We start from the raw sequence: 17,684 nt of genomic DNA on the forward strand, positions 1-17,684 counted from the left end.
TGATGAACTGGGTCGCGGCCAACGGCGATCACGCCGCGCCGGCGCCCGCGGCAAAGGAGGCGCAGCAGGCGCGCATCACGCCGCAGATGCTGCCGCTGGTGCGGCTCGAGCAGGCGCAGATCGACCGAATCGTGGCTGCCACGCCGGGTGGTGCCGGCAACGTGCAGGACATCTATCCGCTCGCGCCGCTGCAGGAGGGCATCCTGTTCCATCACCTCCTGCAGCAGCGGGGCGATGCCTACCTGAACCGGCTGCTGATGGGCTTTGACAGCCGCGCGCTGCTCGACCGCTTCGTCGCCGCGATGAACGAGGTGATCGCGCGGCAGGACGTGCTGCGCACCGCGGTGCAGTGGGACGGCTTGCCCGAGCCGGTGCAGGTGGTGTGGCGCCGTGCGCGGCTGGAGGTCGACACGCTGGAGCTGGCCGGCGACGTGCAGGCACGCCTCAAGGCACACGCCGATCCCGACCGCTACCGCCTCGACGTGCGGCAGGCGCCGCTGATGCGCGGCTTTGCCGCTTTCGACGCGGCAAGCGGGCGCTGGCTGCTGCAGATGCTCTACCACCACCTGGTGATGGATCACGTGACGCTGGAGCAGCTGGTGCACGAGGTCGGCCTCGTGATGCAGGACCGCCGCGCCGAGCTGCCCGTGCCGGTGCCGTTCCGCAATTTCGTCGCACAGGCGCGGCTCTCCGCGCGCGAGGCCGAGCACGAGCAGTTCTTTCGCACGATGCTCGGCGACATCGACCAGCCGACCGCGCCCTTCGACCTGCTCGATGTGCAGGGCAACGGCAGCGACGCGGTGCAGTCGAAGCTAAGGCTCGATGCGGCGTTGTGCACGAACCTGCGCCGGGTTGCGCGGGCGCGCGGCGTCAGTCCCGCCTGCGTGTTCCACCTCGCCTGGGCGCAGGTGCTCGCGCGCTGCAGCGGGCGCGAGGACGTGGTGTTCGGCACGGTGCTGTTCGGCCGCCTGCAGGGCGGCGCGGGTGCCGACCGCGCGATGGGCATGTTCATCAACACGCTGCCGCTGCGCGTGCGGCTGGACGGGCGCAGCGCCGGCGCGGCACTCGAAGAGACCGCCGCCACACTCGCCGAACTGCTGCGCCACGAGCACGCGCCGCTGACATTGGCGCAGCGCTGCAGCGGGCTGGCCGCCGCGAACACGCCGCTGTTCTCGGCGCTGCTGAACTACCGCCACAGCCGCGATGAAGCTGCGGCGCCGGGCGAAGAGGGCATTGCCGGCATCCATCACATCGAGAGCCGCGACCGCACCAACTATCCGTTCGTGCTGCACGTCGACGACCATGGCGAGGGCTTCAGCGTCACCGCGGAGATCGTCGAGCGCGTGGATGCCGCACGCATCGCCGCGATGGTGCGCGAAGCCCTCGTTCATCTGGTGCAGGCGCTGGAGCGCGCGCCCGAAACGCCGATGCACGCGATCGAAACGCTGCCGCCGGCCGAGCGCGATGAGGTTCTGCACGGCTTTAATGCCACGCAGTGCGATCACGGCGCTGAAGGCGAACTGGTCCACGTGTTGTTCGAACGCCAGGTGGCGCGCGATCCGTCGGCTACAGCGTTGGAGTTCGGTGCGCAGCGCGTGAGCTACGGCGAACTGGAGGCGCAGGCGAACCAGCTGGCGGCGCATCTGCGCACGCTCGGCGTCGCGCCCGATGAGCGCGTGGCGATCTGCCTCGAGAGCGGCCCGGCGATGGTGGTCGCGATCCTGGCCACGCTCAAGGCCGGCGGCGCCTATGTGCCGCTGGACCCGGCCTACCCCGACGAACGACTGGCGCACATGCTGGGCGACAGCGCGCCGCGCGTGCTGCTGACGCAGGAGCGGCTGGCCGGTCGCCTGCTCCCGGCGGTGGCCTGCGCGCGCGTGCTGCTCGACGACATCGGCCAGGCGCCATGGGCGCAGGCCGCTGCCGCGCCGCGCCCCGACCCGGAGGCCCTGGGCCTGAGCGGCGAACACCTGGCCTACGTCATCTACACCTCGGGATCAACCGGCCGACCCAAGAGCGTGGCGATGCCGCATCGCGGGCTCGTCAACCTGCTGGCGTGGCAGCGCGAGGCGCTGCCGGGCGCGGCGCGCACACTGCAGTTCGCGGCGCTCGGCTTCGATGTGGCGTTCCAGGAAATCTTCGCGACGCTGGCCGGCGGCGGCACGCTCGTGCTGCTGCCCGACGCGCTGCGCCGCGACCTGCCCGTGCTGGCCGACTGGATCGGCGAGCAGCAGGTCGAACGGCTCTTCCTGCCCTGCATCGCGCTCCACGCGCTGAGCGAACTGTGGTCGCAGCGCGAAGCACCGCTGCCGGCGTTGCGCGACCTCGTCGTCGCGGGCGAGCAGTTGCGCATCACGCCCGCCATCCGGCGCCTGTTCGCCGGCCGCAATGCCAGGCTGCACAACCACTACGGCCCGACCGAAAGCCATGTGGTCACCGCGCACACGCTCGCCGGCCCGGCCGAAGACTGGGCCGACCTGCCGCCCATCGGTGCGCCGGTCGACAACTGCCGGATCTACCTGCTTGACGCGCAGCGCAGGCCGGTGCCGCGCGGCGTGGCCGGAGAAATTCACATCGCCGGCGTGCAGGTTGCACGCGGCTACCTGCACCAGCCCGAGCTGAGCGCCGAGCGGTTCCTGTGCGATCCGTTCTCGGATGACCTGAGCGGTGCGGGTTCGCGCATGTACAGAACCGGCGACCTCGGCCGCTGGCGCGACGACGGCACCATCGAATTCCTCGGCCGCAACGATTTCCAGCTCAAGATCCGCGGCCACCGCGTCGAGCCGGGCGAGATCGAGGCGCGGCTGAGCGAGCTGCCCGGCGTGCGCGAAGCCGTGGTGATCGCGCGCGAGGACGTGCCCGGCGACAGGCGCCTGGTCGCCTACATGGTGGGCGACGTGCAGGCGGCCGATCCCGCCGAGCTGCGCATGCGCCTGGCCGCGCAGTTGCCCGATCACATGCTGCCGGGCGCGTTCGTGCCGCTCGCGGCCTTGCCGCTGACCCCCAACGGCAAGCTCGACCGCAAGGCGCTGCCCGCGCCCGCTGGCCAGGCCTTCGCGCACCGCGCCTACGAGGCGACCATCGGCGAGATCGAGGACACGCTCGCCCAGATCTGGTGCGACCTGCTGGCCATGGAGCGCGTCGGGCGGCACGACAACTTCTTCGAGCTCGGCGGCCATTCGCTGCTCGCGGTGCGGCTGGTTTCGCAGGTGCGCGAGCGGCTCGGCGTCGAGTTGCCGCTGCCCGCGCTCTTCACCCATCCGCAACTGGCCGACATGGCGCGTGGCGTGGCCGAAGCGAGCCAGAACGCGCTGGGCGCGATTGTCCGCGCCGACCGCTCGGCGCCGCTGCCGATGTCGTTCGCGCAGCAGCGCCTGTGGTTCATCGCGCGGGTCGATCCCGAAGCGAGCAAGGCCTATCACGTGCCCGATGCGGTGCGGTTGCGCGGCGCGCTCGACGTGGCGGCGCTGCAGGCGGCCCTGGACCGCATCGTCGAACGCCACGAGGTGCTGCGCACGCGCTTCGTGGGCATCGGCGGCCAGGCGCTCCAGGTCATCGACGAGGCCCGCGGCTTCGCGCTGCGGCATGAAGACCTGCGCGGCACCACCGACGCCGAGCTGGAACGCATCGCGCGCGAGGAAGCGCTGCGCCCGTTCGATCTCGCCCTCGGGCCGTTGATCCGCGGCCGCCTGCTCGCGCTCGGCGCTGACGACCATGTGCTGCTCGTCACCATGCACCACATCGTCTCCGACGGCTGGTCGGGCGGTGTGCTGGCGAACGAGTTCTCGGCGCTGTACCGCGCCTTTCGCGAAGGCCGGCCCGATCCGCTGCCGCCGCTCGCGATCCAGTACGCCGACTTCGGCATGTGGCAGCGGCAGTGGCTGCAGGGGCCGCTGCTGCAGCAGCAGTTGCAGCAATGGGTGGCGCAGTTGCGCGGCGCGCCGGCCCTGCTCGACCTGCCGACCGACCGGCCGCGTCCGCCGGTGCAGGACTACCGCGGCGCGAACATCGCCATCGCGCTCGATGCCGCGCTCGCCGACGGCCTGCGCGCGCTCGGTCAGCGCCACGGCACCACGCTGTACATGACGCTGCTCGCGGCCTGGGCGGTGGTGCTGGGCCGGCTCAGCGGACAGGAGCAGGTGGTGATCGGCAGCTCGCATGCGGGCCGCAGCCGGGTCGAGGTCGAGCCGCTGATCGGTTTCTTCATCAACACGCAGGCGCTGAAGATCGACCTCGCGGGCGGCCCCAGCGTGCAGGCGCTGCTGGCCCAGGCGCGGCAGACCGCGGTGCAGGCGCAGAGCCTGCAGGACGTGCCGTTCGAGCGCCTGGTCGAGGCGCTGAACCCGCCGCGTTCGCTGGCGCACCATCCGGTGTTCCAGGTCATGCTGTCGTGGCACAACACGCCCAAGGCCGCGCTCGACCTGGCCGGCCTGCATGCGGAGAGCCTGGGCGGCGGCGCCGACAGCGCGCAGTTCGAACTCTCGCTGGAACTGCGCGAGAGCGAAGAAGGCATCGGCGGCCAGATCAACTACGCGAGCGCGCTGTTCGACGAGGCCACGGTGCGCCGCCACTGGCGCTGCCTGGAGGCGGTGCTGCGCGGCATGGTCGCCGACGACAGCCAGCCGGTCGATCGCATCGACCTGCTCGATGCAGCGGAGCGCGAAGCGATCGTGGAGGGCTTCAACGAGAGCCACGCCATCGCCGCCGAGCCGGTGCTGGTGCACGAGCTCTTCGAGGCGCAGGCGGCGCGCCGGCCCGATGCAGAGGCGATCGAATACGCGGGCGAGGCCTTGAGCTACGCCGAACTCAACGCGCGCGCCAACCAGCTCGCCCACCACCTGCGCGCGCTCGGCGTGAGGCCCGACGACCGGGTGGCGATCTGCGCCGAGCGCAGCCTGGAACTGGTCGTGGCGCTGATGGCCACGCTCAAGGCGGGCGGCGCGTATGTGCCGCTCGACCCTGTGTACCCCGACGAGCGGCTCGCCCACATGCTCGACGACAGCGGTGCCGTCGTGCTGCTGACCCAGCAACGGCTGGACGGGCGCCTCAAGGCCTCTGGTGGGAGCGCGCGCTGCGTGCGCCTGGTGCTCGATGCCGCGCATCCCGACTGGGCGCTGGCCCCGTCCCACAACCCGGACCGTGCCGACGTCGGCCTCACGCCCGCGCACCTGGCCTACGTGATCTACACCTCGGGTTCGACCGGCACGCCCAAGGGCGTGATGGTCGAGCACCGCAACCTGGCGTACTTTCTCCACGCGATGGAGGCCTCTGTCCACGGCGTGGCGCCCGATTGCCGGCGCGTGGCGTGGAACTCCTCGTTCGGCTTCGACATGGCGGTCAAGGCGTGGGGGCAACTGGCGTTCGGGCGCAGCGTGTTCCTGCTGCCCGAGGCGGCGCGGCTCGGTGCCAAGGAACTGCTCGGATTCTTGGAAACGCATCGCATCGAGGTGATGGAATGCACGCCCTCGCACCTGCGCCTGATGCAGGGCGCGGGCCTGTTGCAGGGACGCGCGCCGAGCCTGCGCAAGCTGCTGCTCGGCGGCGAGGCCATCGATGCCGCGACCTGGGGCGAACTGGCAGCCGTCGATGAGCGCCTGTTCTTCAACATGTACGGGCCGACCGAGTGCAGCGTCGATGCGAGCTGCGGCATCGTCGACGGGCGCCGTCCGCACATCGGCCAGGTGATGCCGGGTGCGCGGGTCTATGTGCTCGATGCGGCGGCGCAGCCGGTGCCGGTCGGCGTGGCCGGCGAGATCCACATCGGCGGCGCGGGCGTGGCCCGCGGCTATCTCGACCGCGCGGAGCTGACCGCGGAACGGTTCCTCCGCGACCCGTTCGCCAGAGCCGATGCGAACGCAGGCGAGGGCGAGGCGCGCATGTACCGCACCGGCGACCTCGGCCGCTGGCGCGAGGACGGCACGCTCGAATACCTCGGCCGCAACGATTCGCAGGTCAAGCTGCGGGGCTTTCGCATCGAGCTGGGCGAGATCGAGGCGCGCCTCGCGCAGCAGCCGGGCGTGCGCGAGGCCGCGGTGATCGCGCGCGAGGACAGCCCCGGCGACAAGCGCCTGGTCGCCTACGTGGCCGGTTCGGTGGACCCGGCGCAACTGCGCGCCGGCCTCGCCGCGTGCCTGCCCGAGTACATGCTGCCCTCGGCCTTCGTCGCCGTGGACGCGCTGCCGCTGACGCCGAACGGCAAGCTCGACCGCAATGCGCTGCCCGCGCCTGATGGCCAGGGCCTGGCGTCGAGCCGCTACGAGGCGCCGCGGGGCGAGGCGGAGTGCGTCATTGCCGCGCTCTGGTCGGAGTTGCTCGGCGTCGAGCGCATCGGCCGCCACGACAACTTCTTCGACCTGGGCGGCTACTCGCTGATGGTGTTCCAGGTCATCGAGGGACTGAAGCAGAAGGGCTACGAGGTTGCGCTGCAGGACGTGCTGCTGGCGCAGCAACTGAGCGCGCTGGCCGCGTTGATCGACCGGCCGCGCGAAGGCGTGGCGAGCGCGAATGCGAATGCGCAGTGGGTGACGCTGCGCAAGGGCGGTGCGCGGCGTCCGCTGGTGTTCGTGCACGAGCCCAGCGGCGAAGTGTTGTCTTATGAGCGGTTGGCAGCGCACATCGATCCGGCAGTGGGCCTCTACGGCATTCGCGCCGACCGCGAGGCGGTGCATGCCGACAGCCGCTACGAGGACCTGGCGGCGGGCTACGTGCAGCGCATTCGCGAAGCGCTGCCCGAGGGGCCGTACCGCCTGGCGGGCTGGTCGGCCGGTGGCGTGCTCGCCTTCGAAGTCGCGCGGCAACTGTTGGCGGCCGGCGAGCAGGTCGAGTTCCTCGGCCTCATCGACAGCTGGTACCGCGGCGATGGCGAGCGCGGCGTGTCCGACCTCGGTGTGAACGACAGGAAGCTGCTGCTGGTCGCGTTCGCCGAGTACCACGGGCGCAAGCTGGAGGCGGCCGAAGTCGGGCGGATTCTTGCGACCCGTGATGTGCCTGAAGCGATTGCACTCGCACGCAGCGAGGGCTGGCTCACGAAGGAAATGAGCCCGGCCGAATTCGATGCGCGTGCCGACCTGTGGTTCAACCTGCGCGCCGCAGCGCACCGGTACTACGCCGAGCCGCTGGAGCTCGATGCGCATCTGTTCGCGGCGCAGCCCGGCGGCACGGGCGGCACGGGCAATGCGGGCGACGGGGGCGATCCGTCGAATGGCTGGAGCGGGGTGCTGGGCAACCGCCTGCAGGTGCACCCCATCGGCGGCGATCACTGGAGCATCATGATGCGCGCCGAGCACCGCCGGCCGGGTCGGCGGCGCGATCGCTTCGATCCTGGCGCGCCTGGATGGCGTCACGCCGGATATCGCCGCCGATATCGCACCGGGCGCCGCGGTGACGATTCGCCGTGGCGGCACCGCGGCGCGCACGGTGTTCTGCATGCCGGGCGCGGGCGCGAACGCCACGTCGTTCCTCGCGTTCGCCTCACGCAGCACCGGCGATGCGCACTTCATCGGCCTGGAAGCGCCCACGCTGCTCGGCCACGGCGGCGGGCAGCCGACGCTGCAGGAGGCGGCGGCGCGCTATGTCGATGCGATCCGTGCCGTGCAGCCCGAGGGGCCGTATCACCTCATCGGCCATTCGTTCGGCGGCTGGATCGCGCTGGAAGCAGCCCGGCAGTTGGCCGATGCCGGCGCCGTGGTCGCGCCGGTGGTGCTGGTCGATACCGACGCCCCGCGCGCGGAAGGGCATGGCGATCGCGGCCACGCGCTGCGCGAATACATCGCGCTGATTGCGCTGCAGAGCAAACGCCCCCATGGACTCGATGCCGATGCGCTGGCCGCGCTGCCGCTGCACGAACAGGCGCTGCCGATCTTCGAGGCGATGCGCCGTGCGCGCCTGCTGCCGGCCAATGCGCGGCTGAACGACTTCGTGCCGGTGCTGGAGATGTTCTGCCGCCAGTGCGCGATCGGCTACCGGCCCGACGCCGCGTTCGATGGCCAGGTGCTGCTGCTGCGCGCGGACGACACCATCGACGACAGCGCGTGGCGCCTGCACGCGCCGCAACTGCGCAGCGTCGATGTGCCCGGCAGCGATCACCTGTCGATCCTCGCGCCGCCGCACGTCGATCGGGTGCTCGAGATCGTCGGCCGCCACTGGTACCTGGGGCGATGCGCATGAGCGAGACCGAAAGCCTCATCGACTCGCACGAGGCGGGCGAAAGCATCGACGGCGGTTTTCCGCACTGCGTGCACGCCGACCCCGGCGCGACGGACTTCGAGCGCTGGTTCGCGCACGAGATGCCGCGGCTGGAGCCCGCGCTGCTGCGCGCCGGTGCGCTGCTGTTCCGCGGCTTTCCGCTGCGCGAGCCCGAGGACTTTCGCCGCGCGGTCGCAGCAATGGCGCCGCAGCTGCGCGGCTACGCGGGCGGCACCTCGCCGCGCAGCCGCGTGGCCGAGGGCATCTACACCTCGACCGAATACCCGAAGCAGCTGGAGATTCCGCTGCACAACGAGATGTCGTACAGCGTGCGCTGGCCCGCGCGGCTGTATTTTTTCTGCGCGACCGAACCGCAGGTGGGCGGCGAGACGCCGCTGGCCGATTCGCGGCGCATCCTGCAGGAGATGCCGGCGTCCATCGTCGAGGAGTTCGAGCGCCGCGAGCTCCTGTACGTGCGCAACCTCGCGCCCGCCAACGCGCGCTACAACGCCTGGAGCAAGGCCTTCGAGACCGACGACCGCGCGCAGGTCGAGGCGCATTGCCGCGAGATGGACATCGGCTGCGAATGGAAGCCCGGCGGCGGCCTGCGCATCCACGAGCGGCGGCCGCCCACGCGCGTGCATCCGCTGACCGGCGAGCGGGTCTGGTTCAACCAGGTGCACCTGTTCCATGCCTCCAACACGCCGATGGCGAGCAACGTCGATGCGCGCATCGAGGCGGGCCTGCCGATGGCGGCGTACTACGGCGACGGCGGCCGCATCGAAAACGCAACCCTGACGCGCGTGCGCGAGGTGCTGCGCGCGCAGCGGCGCGCATTCCGCTGGTGCCAGGGCGATCTGCTGGTGGTCGACAACCTGCTGGCGGCGCACGGCCGGCTGCCGTTCGACGGGCCGCGGCGGATTCTGGTCGCCATGTCCTGAGAAGCCCCTTTTTTCAACTTCGCATCGAGCCATCCCATGCACATCACATCTCCCTCGCGCGAACCGCTCGCACCCTGGATTCGCCAACACCGCGACCGCATCGACGAAGCCCTGTGGACCGACGGCCATGTGCTGTTCCGCGAGTTCGATGTCGGCGGCCTCGAAGGCTTCGAGGCCTCGGCGGCTTCGGCCTGCGACGCGCTCTACCGGCACTACGGCGACCTGCCGCTCGCCAGCGTCGGTGCCGGTGCCAGCGACAACGTGTACTTCGCGACGCCTTATCCCAAGCACCTGGAGATCCGCTTCCACAACGAGGCCTCGCACACCCAGACCTGGCCTTCGCGCCAGCTCTTCTTCTGCCTGGAGCCCGCGTCGGAAGGCGGCGAGTGGACCCTGTCGGACGGTCGTCGCGTGGTCGAGCGCCTGCCCGCGGACATGCTGGAGCGTTTCCGCGAACTCGGGCTGGTCTACAGGCGCCGTTTCATCCGCGGGCTGGATGCGTCGTGGGAGCAGTTCTTCCAGGTCGACAGCCTGGAGGAACTGCGCGAGAAGATCACACCGACCGGGCACGAGATCGACGTGATTTCGGAGAACGACCTCACCGTGTCGTATCGGACCCATGCGCTGCTGCAGATTCCAGAGCACGACACCGAAGCCTGGTTCAACCAGATCCTCTTGCATCACCCCGATGCGCTGCCGGGCCAGATCGACGCCATGCTGGGCAAGCACTTCAGGCGCGACCAGTACCCGCGCACCGTGTGCTTCGGCGACGGCAGCCCGATTCCGACCGAGTGGGTGCGCACCATCGACCGGGTGCTGACCGAATGCGCGATCCACATCCCGACCCAGGCTAACGACGTGCTGCTGGTGAACAACCTGCTGATGGCCCATGGGCGCCTGCCGTACAGCGGGAACAGGCAGGTGCGCGTGGCGCTCGGGGACATGAAGGAGCATGCGGCGGCGGCTGTCGGGGAGCCGGCGTGAACGCCCCCTCTTGCTCCCTCTCCCCTCGGGGAGAGGGCGGGGGTGAGGGCATCGGCCTTCGCATGCACGCTGCCTGTGCCAGCGCCGCCGGCCCTCACCCCAACCCTCTCCCCGAGGGGAGAGGGAGCAACAGCCGCCGTCCCGCGCGGGCCGTCCAATGACCATCAAACGCCAGCACGTCGTCAAGGATTTCTTCCCCGAGGCCGAAGCCCTTCGCACGGCCTACGACGGCAAGGTGAAGAACGCCTACCAGCAGACCGTGCAGTGGCAGTACTTCTGCGAGCCGCAGATGTACACCTATCTGCGCACGGTGCCGCAGCAGCTCTTTCCCGAGGCGCTGTGGACGCGCTTCACCCGGCACCTGAAGCAGTGGTGCATCGACCACCTCGGGATGCTGCCGACCGGCGCGCCGAACTTCCACCTCATGGTGAACGGCTGCATGCTGGGAATGCACAGCGATTTCCAGAACGGCACCTGGGGCTTCGTCTACTCGCTCACGCGCTGGCAGGCGCGCAGGTTCGCGGGCGGCGAAACCCTGCTGATGCGCGACGGCGTGCCCAGCTACAAGAAGCACCATGTGCAGCGCGAGGTGCTGTACGAGCTGGTGCCGGCCGAGTTCAACCAGCTGCTGCTGTTCGACGACCGCATCGTGCACGGCACGCAGGCCATCGAGGGCAGCATGGACCCGCTTCAGGCGCGCATCGCGCTGGTCGGCCATCTGCGCGCCACCTCGCCGGTGGTGAGCGGCGCGCTCGACGCGGCGGCCACGCGCCGGGTGGTGCTGGACTTCCATCGCGCCCTCGCCGAGACGGCCAGGCCCCACAAGGAGGTGCAGGGCGTGATGAGCTTTCGTCTTTCGGTGAATGCGGATGGCGGCGTGGCATCGGTCGATGTGCTGACCGACAACTTCGTCATCCCGCAGAGCGGCCATGCGCCCGACGACGAGGTGGCCGCGGTCCGCACGCTGGTGCTCGATGCCGCAGCGAAGCTGCGCTTTCCGGATGCGGGCGGGCCGTCGAAGGTCACCGCCGCGGTGCTGCTGCCGCTGCCGGACCTGCGGCCGATCGAGATCTCCATTCCGCACGCCGGCCGGCCGGAGCGGCTGCGCGAATCCCTCAAGGCGCAATTGAAGGAGGGCGAGGCGCTCGGCTTCCAGGTCGATGTGCAGGGCGACAGCTTCGCGGTGCGCGAGCCGCTCGCCGGCACGATCCGCATCGAGGGCCAGCGCATCGTGGCCGCGTTCGATCCGCCGATGTGGGTGCCCTCGCAGCGCGACCAGTTCCAGGCCGCGCTGAACGAGAAGCTGGGCATGCTTGCCCGGTACGGCGGCTGAAGCGGCGATGTCGATGCTGGATGGCGCGATCGTCCTTGTCGCGGTCGTCCTCGCCCTCGCGGCGGCGACGACGCGGCGAATCGGCGCGCGGGCCATCGTTGTCTTGGGCGCGGCGCTGCTGGTCGCCTGCCTTGTGCAGGTGTGGCGCGAGGGCTTCTATTGGCAGTACGCGGCCATCTATGCACTGCTCGCGGCGCTGTTGGTGCTGGCCTGGCGGCGCAACCGGCCACTGCCGCAGCAGCAGCGCGCGCTCGCATGGTTGGGGCGCGGCGGTGTGGCGGCGCTCGCCTTCTCGGCATTGCTCGCGTGGACCTTCGTGCCGGTGCCGGAACTGCCCGCGCCAGGCGGCCCCTATGCGGTCGGCAGCCAGGTGTTCCGGTGGATCGATCCGGAGCGCGAAGAGCCCGCGACCGACGACCCGCACGACCATCGCAACGTCGTGGTGCAGGCCTGGTATCCGGCCGAACCGGGCGAGGGCACGCGGCCCGGCTACATCGACGGCCTCGGGCGCCTGCCGTCCTGGGTGTCGCTGATCCCCGGCCTCGCGATGCAGCGCTACGACCGCATCGACACGCATGCCCGCACCGATGCGCCCGTGTCCGCCCAACGTGCGCGCTGGCCGGTCGTGCTGTTCTCGCCGGGCTATGGCGCATCGCGGGCGTTCTATTCGGGGCTGCTGGCCGATCTCGCGAGCCGCGGCTTCGTCGTGCTCGCGCTGGACCATCCTTATGAGGCCCCGGTCGTGGAACTCGCCGATGGCCGCTTGGCAACGCCCATCGAGCGCTTCCTGCCCAACGACCCGGACCGCACGCGCTACATGAGCGCGCTGCAGAGCGTGCGGGCGGCGGACCTGCGCTACGTTGCCGATCAGGTTGGCCGGCCGGATGCGTTCGGCGCGGGCCTGTCGCCGCGGCTCGATCCGCAGCGCATCGCCGCGATCGGCCATTCCTTCGGCGGCGCCAGCGCGGTCGAGGCGGCCATGGGCGATGCGCGCATCCGCGCCGTCGCCAACCTCGACGGCACCCTGTACGGCCGCGCGGCCACCGATCCGATGCCGGTGCCGTTCCTGCTGCTGGAAAGCGACCACCGCGAGACCCGGCATTCGCAGAACTACCTGCAAGGCAACCTCGCGCTCGTGCATCACCTGCGCGCGGGCGGCTACCGCTGGCAGATCACGGAGGCCAACCACTACAGCTTCACCGACGTGCCGCTCTACCTGTCGGCGCCGGCGCGTTTCGCCGTCGCCATGCTGATCGGCGGCTCGCGCGGGCCGGCCCGCAGCCAGGCCGCCAGCAACGACGTGCTGGCGGCGTTCCTTCAAGAGCCGTTGCTGGACGCGCCCGGCGATGTCGATGCGGCGGCGGCGCGGCATCCGGGGCTGCGCGGCGGGGCCATGCCCGCCGCATTGCACTGACGGCGATTCTTTCGCGAAGCCCCTCTTCGGAAATCAGAAACCCGCTCTGTGCCCCCTGTGGCATTCTGGGTCGAGCCCGCGAACCCGCGGTCGAACGAACCTCCGGAGCAGAGACAAAAAATGGTTGAAGGAAAAGTGGTCGTCGTCACCGGCGCGGGCGGCGGCATCGGGCGCGACATTGCGCTGGCGATGGCGAAGAACGGCGCGAAGGTGGTGGTCAATGACATCGGTGCTGCGCTCGATGGCGCAGGCGGCAGCGCAGGCCCGGCGCAGCAGGTGGTCGATGAAATCCGCGCCGCAGGCGGCGAGGCCGTGCCCAACACCGACAGCGTGGCCGATGCCGACAGCGCCGCGCGCATCGTGGAGTGCGCCGTCGAAAGCTTCGGCCGCATCGATGCGGTGGTCAACAACGCGGGCATCCTGCGCGACCGCTTCTTCCACAAGATGTCGGTGGACGAATGGGACGCGGTGCTCAAGGTGCACCTGTACGGCGCCTACTACGTGAGCCGCGCGGCCGCGACGCACTTCAAGGAACAGAACGCGGGCGCGATGGTGCACATGACCTCGACCTCGGGCCTCATCGGCAACTTCGGGCAGGCCAACTACGCGGCGGCCAAGCTGGGCATCGTCGCGCTCTCGAAATCCATCGCGCTGGACATGCTGAAGTTCAACGTGCGCTCCAACTGCATCGCGCCCTTCGCGTGGAGCCGCATGATCGGCGCGATTCCCACCGACACCGACGAGCAGCGCGCCCGCGTCGACAAGATCAAGCAGATGACGCCGGCCAAGGTCGCGCCGCTCGCGGTGTACCTCGCGAGCGATGCGGCCAGCGCGGTCAACGGGCAGATTTTTTCGGTGCGCAACAACGAGATCTCGCTCATCAGCCAGCCGCGGCCGGTGCGCTCGGTGCACCGCTCCGAAGGCTGGACGCCGCAGAGCATCGCCGAACACGCCATGCCTGCGATGCGCGCGAGCTTCTATCCGCTGGACCGCTCGGCGGACGTGTTCAGCTGGGACCCAGTTTGAGGACGTGAGCACATGAGGACAAACCCGCAAGCGGGTGCGGGCGGCGCCATTCGCCGGACAATGCAGATTCCTCCCGCTTCCTCCGTGCCCGCCCGGTGAACCTGCATTTCGACCTGTTCGACCTGAAACTGTTCGTCTACGTGGCGGATGCGCGCAGCCTCACGCGCGGCGCCGAGAAGGCCTGCATCTCGCTGGCCGCTGCCTCCACCCGCATCAAGCAGATGGAAGAGGCCGTGGGCGGCAAGCTGCTGCACCGCAGTGCGCAGGGCGTGAGCCTCACGGCCGCAGGGCAGGCGGTGCTCTACCACGCCAAGCGCGTGATGCAGCAGATGGAGCACCTGCGCTGCGACATGCAGGACTTCGGCAAGGGCATCAAGGGCCATGTGCGCGTGTTCGCCAACACCACCTCGATCACCGAATACCTGCCGCAGAAGCTCGCGGGCTTTCTCACGCAGCATCCGGCCGTGCAGGTGGACCTGCGCGAATACCTGAGCGAAGAAATCGTGCGCGCGGTGGCCGATGGCGAGGCCGACATCGGCATCCTCGCGGGCGATGTGCACACCGGCGATTTCGATGCGCGCGCCTTCGGCAGCAACCAGCTCGTGCTGGTGGTGCCGAAGTCGCATCACCTGGCGGGCGCGCCCTCGGTGGCCTTTGCCGACACGCTCGACGAGCAGCATGTGGGGCTGCACCATGGCAGCGCGATCCATCGGTTTTTGCAGCGGCGCGCGGAGTTGGCGGGGCGCGGCTTCAATCCGCGCATCCAGGTCAGCAGTTTCGAAGCCATCTGTTTGATGATCGAGGCGGGCGTGGGGGTTGGCGTGTTGCCGGCTTCATCTGCGCAACGGTTGTCGATGGCGATGCAGATCTCTACGGTTGCGCTCAGCGATGCGTGGGCGGAACGGGAGCTCAAGCTCATTGCGCGCAACCGCGAGCAACTGCCTGCGTCGGCGCGGGAGCTGTTCGACCATCTCGTTGCGCCGCCTTAGCGCACGCTGCTGTTAGGGGCTTGTTTGGAGTGCTGCCTGGTCTGCGGTGCGGCGCAGCCGGCCCTACTGCGCCGGCCCTTCGGGCTTCCCTGCGGTGCTCGCGTCTCGCGGGGTCTCGCAGAACTCGCCTGCGGCTCAAACAGCTGCGAGCCCTGATCCGCGAAACGCTGCGCTCCTCGGCGGCGCAGAGGGGCCGGCTGCGCCGCACCGCAGACCGGGCTCGGTGGTGAGGTGATCGCTGATGTCAGGGGAGCCAGCGGGCCACTCTCGGCGTGTCGGCGAGTTGCCAGATGCGTTGGCACATGGCACTGGCTTCTTCTGCGGTGGCGCCTTCGCCGTAGTGCGCCAGGCGTTGCATCTTGTCCTCGATTTCCGTGCGGCTCAGGCTGTTGCCCGGGTCGCCCTTCGGCTCATCGACGCGGCCCTGCAGCGTGCGGCCGTCAGCCGTCTCGACGCTGACCTTGCCGATCCAACGTGCGGGGTAGGCGGTGTCGACTTCGGTGTCGAGCTGCATCGCCACCTTGTCGCGGAAGCTCGCGACTTCGGGCGCGAGAAAGTCGCGGTCGAATTCGCCGAGGCCTGCACGGCCGTGCACCGCGATCAGGCCGAGTACCGTGCCCATCGAGAACTTGCCTTGATGCACCGTCGCCGGCACGGTCACGCGGCCCAGCACGTCGATGGCGCCCTGGTGCACATGCGTGGTGACGTGCGCGACGTCGCTGTGCTTCAGCTTGTTCTGCGTCATGACCTGCAGCAGCGCGTCGGCGGCGGGGTGGGTGTGGCGGCAGGAGGCGTGGTATTTGAAGGAGGTCTCGGCGAGTGTCCAGCGCGTGCCCAGGCCATCGGTGAGCCTTGCAGGGTCGGCGTCGCTCGACATGCCGACGCCCAGGCCCTGCGCGCCTTCGAGGATCTTTGCGGCGCCGGTGAAACCGTCTTGCGCGAGATAGGCGGACATCAGGCCGCTCGCCGCCGCATGCGCGCAGTGCAGTTGCTTGGAGTCCGCCGCATCTCGCAGGAACTCCCACACGCCGGCCGATTGCGTGCCGGCCGAGCCGAAGGCGTGCAGCATCTGCTGCGGCGTGAGGTCGAGCAGGCGACCCACGGCCGCAGCGGCAGCAATCGTGCCGGCCGTCGCCGTGGTGTGAAAGGTCTTGTAGTGCGAGCGCCCCAGGAATTCGCCGACGCGGATGCCGACTTCGTAGCCCGTAACCACGGCGGTCAGCAATTGCGCACCGCTCGCACCGATGCTCTGCGCCACCGCGAGCGCGGGCGCGATGACCACGGCCGCGGGATGGAACACCGAGCCGTTGTGCACATCGTCCTGCTCCACGAAGTGCGAGGCTGCGGCGTTGACGAGCGCGGCGAACACCGGTGAGCTGGTGCGGCGCGAAGTCAGTATTTCGCTCGGCCCTTCGGCGGGGCCCATCATCTGTGCGAAGCGCTCGATGCTGCGTATCGGCCGCGCGGTGCGGGCCGCGAGCACGGAGCCGAGCCAGTCGAGCATCAGGTCTTCGGTGCGGCGCAGAACCGGTGCGGGAATGTCCGCGAACTTCAGCTCGGCGGCGAAGGTGGCGAGCACCTTGCTCGGGTGGTTCGAATCGGTCATGGATGCGGTCCCTTCAGAACGAGCGGGGCAGGCCGAGCATGTGCTCCGCCACATAGCTCAGGATGAGGTTGGTCGAGATCGGCGCCACTTGGTACAGCCGCGTCTCGCGGAACTTGCGCTCGATGTCGTATTCGCAGGCGAAGCCGAAACCGCCGTGGAACTGAAGGCACGCATTGGCCGCTTCCCAGCTCGCCTTGGCCGCAAGGTACTTCGCCATGTTGGCCTGTGCACCGCAGGGCTCGTGCGCATCGAACAGGCGGCAGGCTTCGTAGCGCATGAGGTTCGCTGCCTCGATCTCGATGAAAGCCTCGGCGATCGGAAACTGCACGCCCTGGTTCTGGCCGATGGGTCGGCCGAACACGACGCGCTCCTTCGTGTACGCCGTCACCTTGTCGATGAACCAGTAGCCGTCGCCGATGCATTCGGCCGCGATCAGCGTGCGCTCGGCGTTGAGGCCGTCCAGGATGTACTTGAAGCCCTGGCCTTCCACGCCGATCAGGTTCTCGGCGGGGATCTCGAGGTTCTCGAAGAACAGTTCGTTGGTCTCGTGATTCACCATGTTGAGGATCGGCCGCACCGTCATCCCCTTGCCGATGGCTTCGCGCAGGTCGACGATGAAGATCGACATGCCTTCCGATTTCTTCTTCACGTCCGCGAGCGGCGTCGTGCGTGCGAGCAGGATCATCAGGTCCGAGTGCTGGATGCGCGAGATCCACACCTTCTGCCCGTTGATCACATAGCGATCGCCTTTCTTCACCGCGGTGGTCTTGATCTTGGTGGTGTCGGTGCCGGTGCTGGGCTCGGTCACGCCCATCGACTGCAGGCGCAGCTCGCCGGTCGCGATGCGCGGCAGGTATTCGCGCTTCTGCGCCTCGCTGCCGTGGCGCAGCAGCGTGCCCATGTTGTACATCTGGCCATGGCAGGCGCCGGAGTTGCCGCCGCAGCGGTTGATCTCTTCCATGATCACCGAGGCTTCGGTGAGGCCGAGGCCCGAGCCGCCGTACTCCTGGGGGATCAGCGCGGCCATCCAGCCGGCCTTGGTGAGCGCATCGACGAATTCGGCGGGGTAGCCGCGGGCCTCGTCGATCTTGCGGAAGTACTCGTTGGGAAACTGCGCGCACAGGTCGCGCACGGCGTCGCGGATGTCGGGGAAGCGGAGTTCGCTATGGTGGTTGTTCATGCCAGGTTGCGCTTAAAAAAGTAATCC

The 17,684-nt window shown here is 69.5% G+C and carries 8 protein-coding genes and 2 pseudogenes; 8 read left to right on the forward strand and 2 right to left on the reverse strand.

Annotation, left to right across the window (positions count from 1 at the left end):
• Positions 1 to 86: 86 nt before the first annotated feature.
• The 8 genes and pseudogenes from QF040_RS32115 to QF040_RS32150 form a co-directional block, all read left to right on the forward strand.
• Positions 87 to 7,262 (forward strand): annotated as a pseudogene (locus QF040_RS32115) (amino acid adenylation domain-containing protein); the annotation flags it as partial.
• A gap of 163 nt (positions 7,263 to 7,425) precedes the next feature.
• A complete protein-coding gene (locus QF040_RS32120) occupies positions 7,426 to 8,166 on the forward strand; it encodes an alpha/beta fold hydrolase (RefSeq protein WP_429614725.1) in 741 nt (246 codons plus the stop codon).
• Positions 8,167 to 8,270: 104 nt separating this feature from the next.
• Positions 8,271 to 9,125: pseudogene (locus QF040_RS32125) on the forward strand (TauD/TfdA family dioxygenase); the annotation flags it as partial.
• A 36-nt stretch (positions 9,126 to 9,161) separates the two neighbouring features.
• Positions 9,162 to 10,109, forward strand: a complete 948-nt coding sequence (locus QF040_RS32130; protein ID WP_429614280.1) for a TauD/TfdA family dioxygenase — start codon at positions 9,162 to 9,164, stop codon at positions 10,107 to 10,109.
• Between the two features lie 157 nt (positions 10,110 to 10,266).
• A complete protein-coding gene (locus tag QF040_RS32135; protein ID WP_429614281.1) occupies positions 10,267 to 11,442 on the forward strand; it encodes a hypothetical protein in 1,176 nt (391 codons plus the stop codon).
• A 7-nt stretch (positions 11,443 to 11,449) separates the two neighbouring features.
• The gene (locus tag QF040_RS32140) at positions 11,450 to 12,856 is read left to right on the forward strand and encodes an alpha/beta hydrolase family protein (protein WP_429614282.1); all 1,407 of its coding nucleotides are present in this window, start codon (positions 11,450 to 11,452) and stop codon (positions 12,854 to 12,856) included.
• A 120-nt stretch (positions 12,857 to 12,976) separates the two neighbouring features.
• Positions 12,977 to 13,882: an SDR family NAD(P)-dependent oxidoreductase gene (locus QF040_RS32145; protein WP_429614283.1), complete on the forward strand. Its 906-nt coding sequence runs from the start codon at positions 12,977 to 12,979 to the stop codon at positions 13,880 to 13,882.
• A 95-nt stretch (positions 13,883 to 13,977) separates the two neighbouring features.
• Positions 13,978 to 14,871, forward strand: coding sequence for a LysR substrate-binding domain-containing protein (locus QF040_RS32150; RefSeq protein WP_429614284.1), 894 nt, complete (start codon positions 13,978 to 13,980; stop codon positions 14,869 to 14,871).
• A gap of 244 nt (positions 14,872 to 15,115) precedes the next feature.
• Here QF040_RS32150 and QF040_RS32155 read toward each other — a convergent pair whose 3' ends face one another.
• Together QF040_RS32155 and QF040_RS32160 are read right to left on the reverse strand one after the other, a co-directional pair.
• Positions 15,116 to 16,477 (reverse strand): MmgE/PrpD family protein, encoded by a 1,362-nt coding sequence (locus QF040_RS32155; RefSeq protein WP_429614285.1) that lies wholly within the window; start codon positions 16,475 to 16,477, stop codon positions 15,116 to 15,118.
• A gap of 13 nt (positions 16,478 to 16,490) precedes the next feature.
• Positions 16,491 to 17,657 (reverse strand): acyl-CoA dehydrogenase family protein, encoded by a 1,167-nt coding sequence (locus QF040_RS32160; RefSeq protein WP_429614286.1) that lies wholly within the window; start codon positions 17,655 to 17,657, stop codon positions 16,491 to 16,493.
• Positions 17,658 to 17,684 lie beyond the last annotated feature (27 nt).

The sequence above is a fragment of the Variovorax sp. W2I14 genome (assembly GCF_050435205.1).
Lineage (GTDB): Bacteria > Pseudomonadota > Gammaproteobacteria > Burkholderiales > Burkholderiaceae_C > Variovorax > Variovorax paradoxus_C.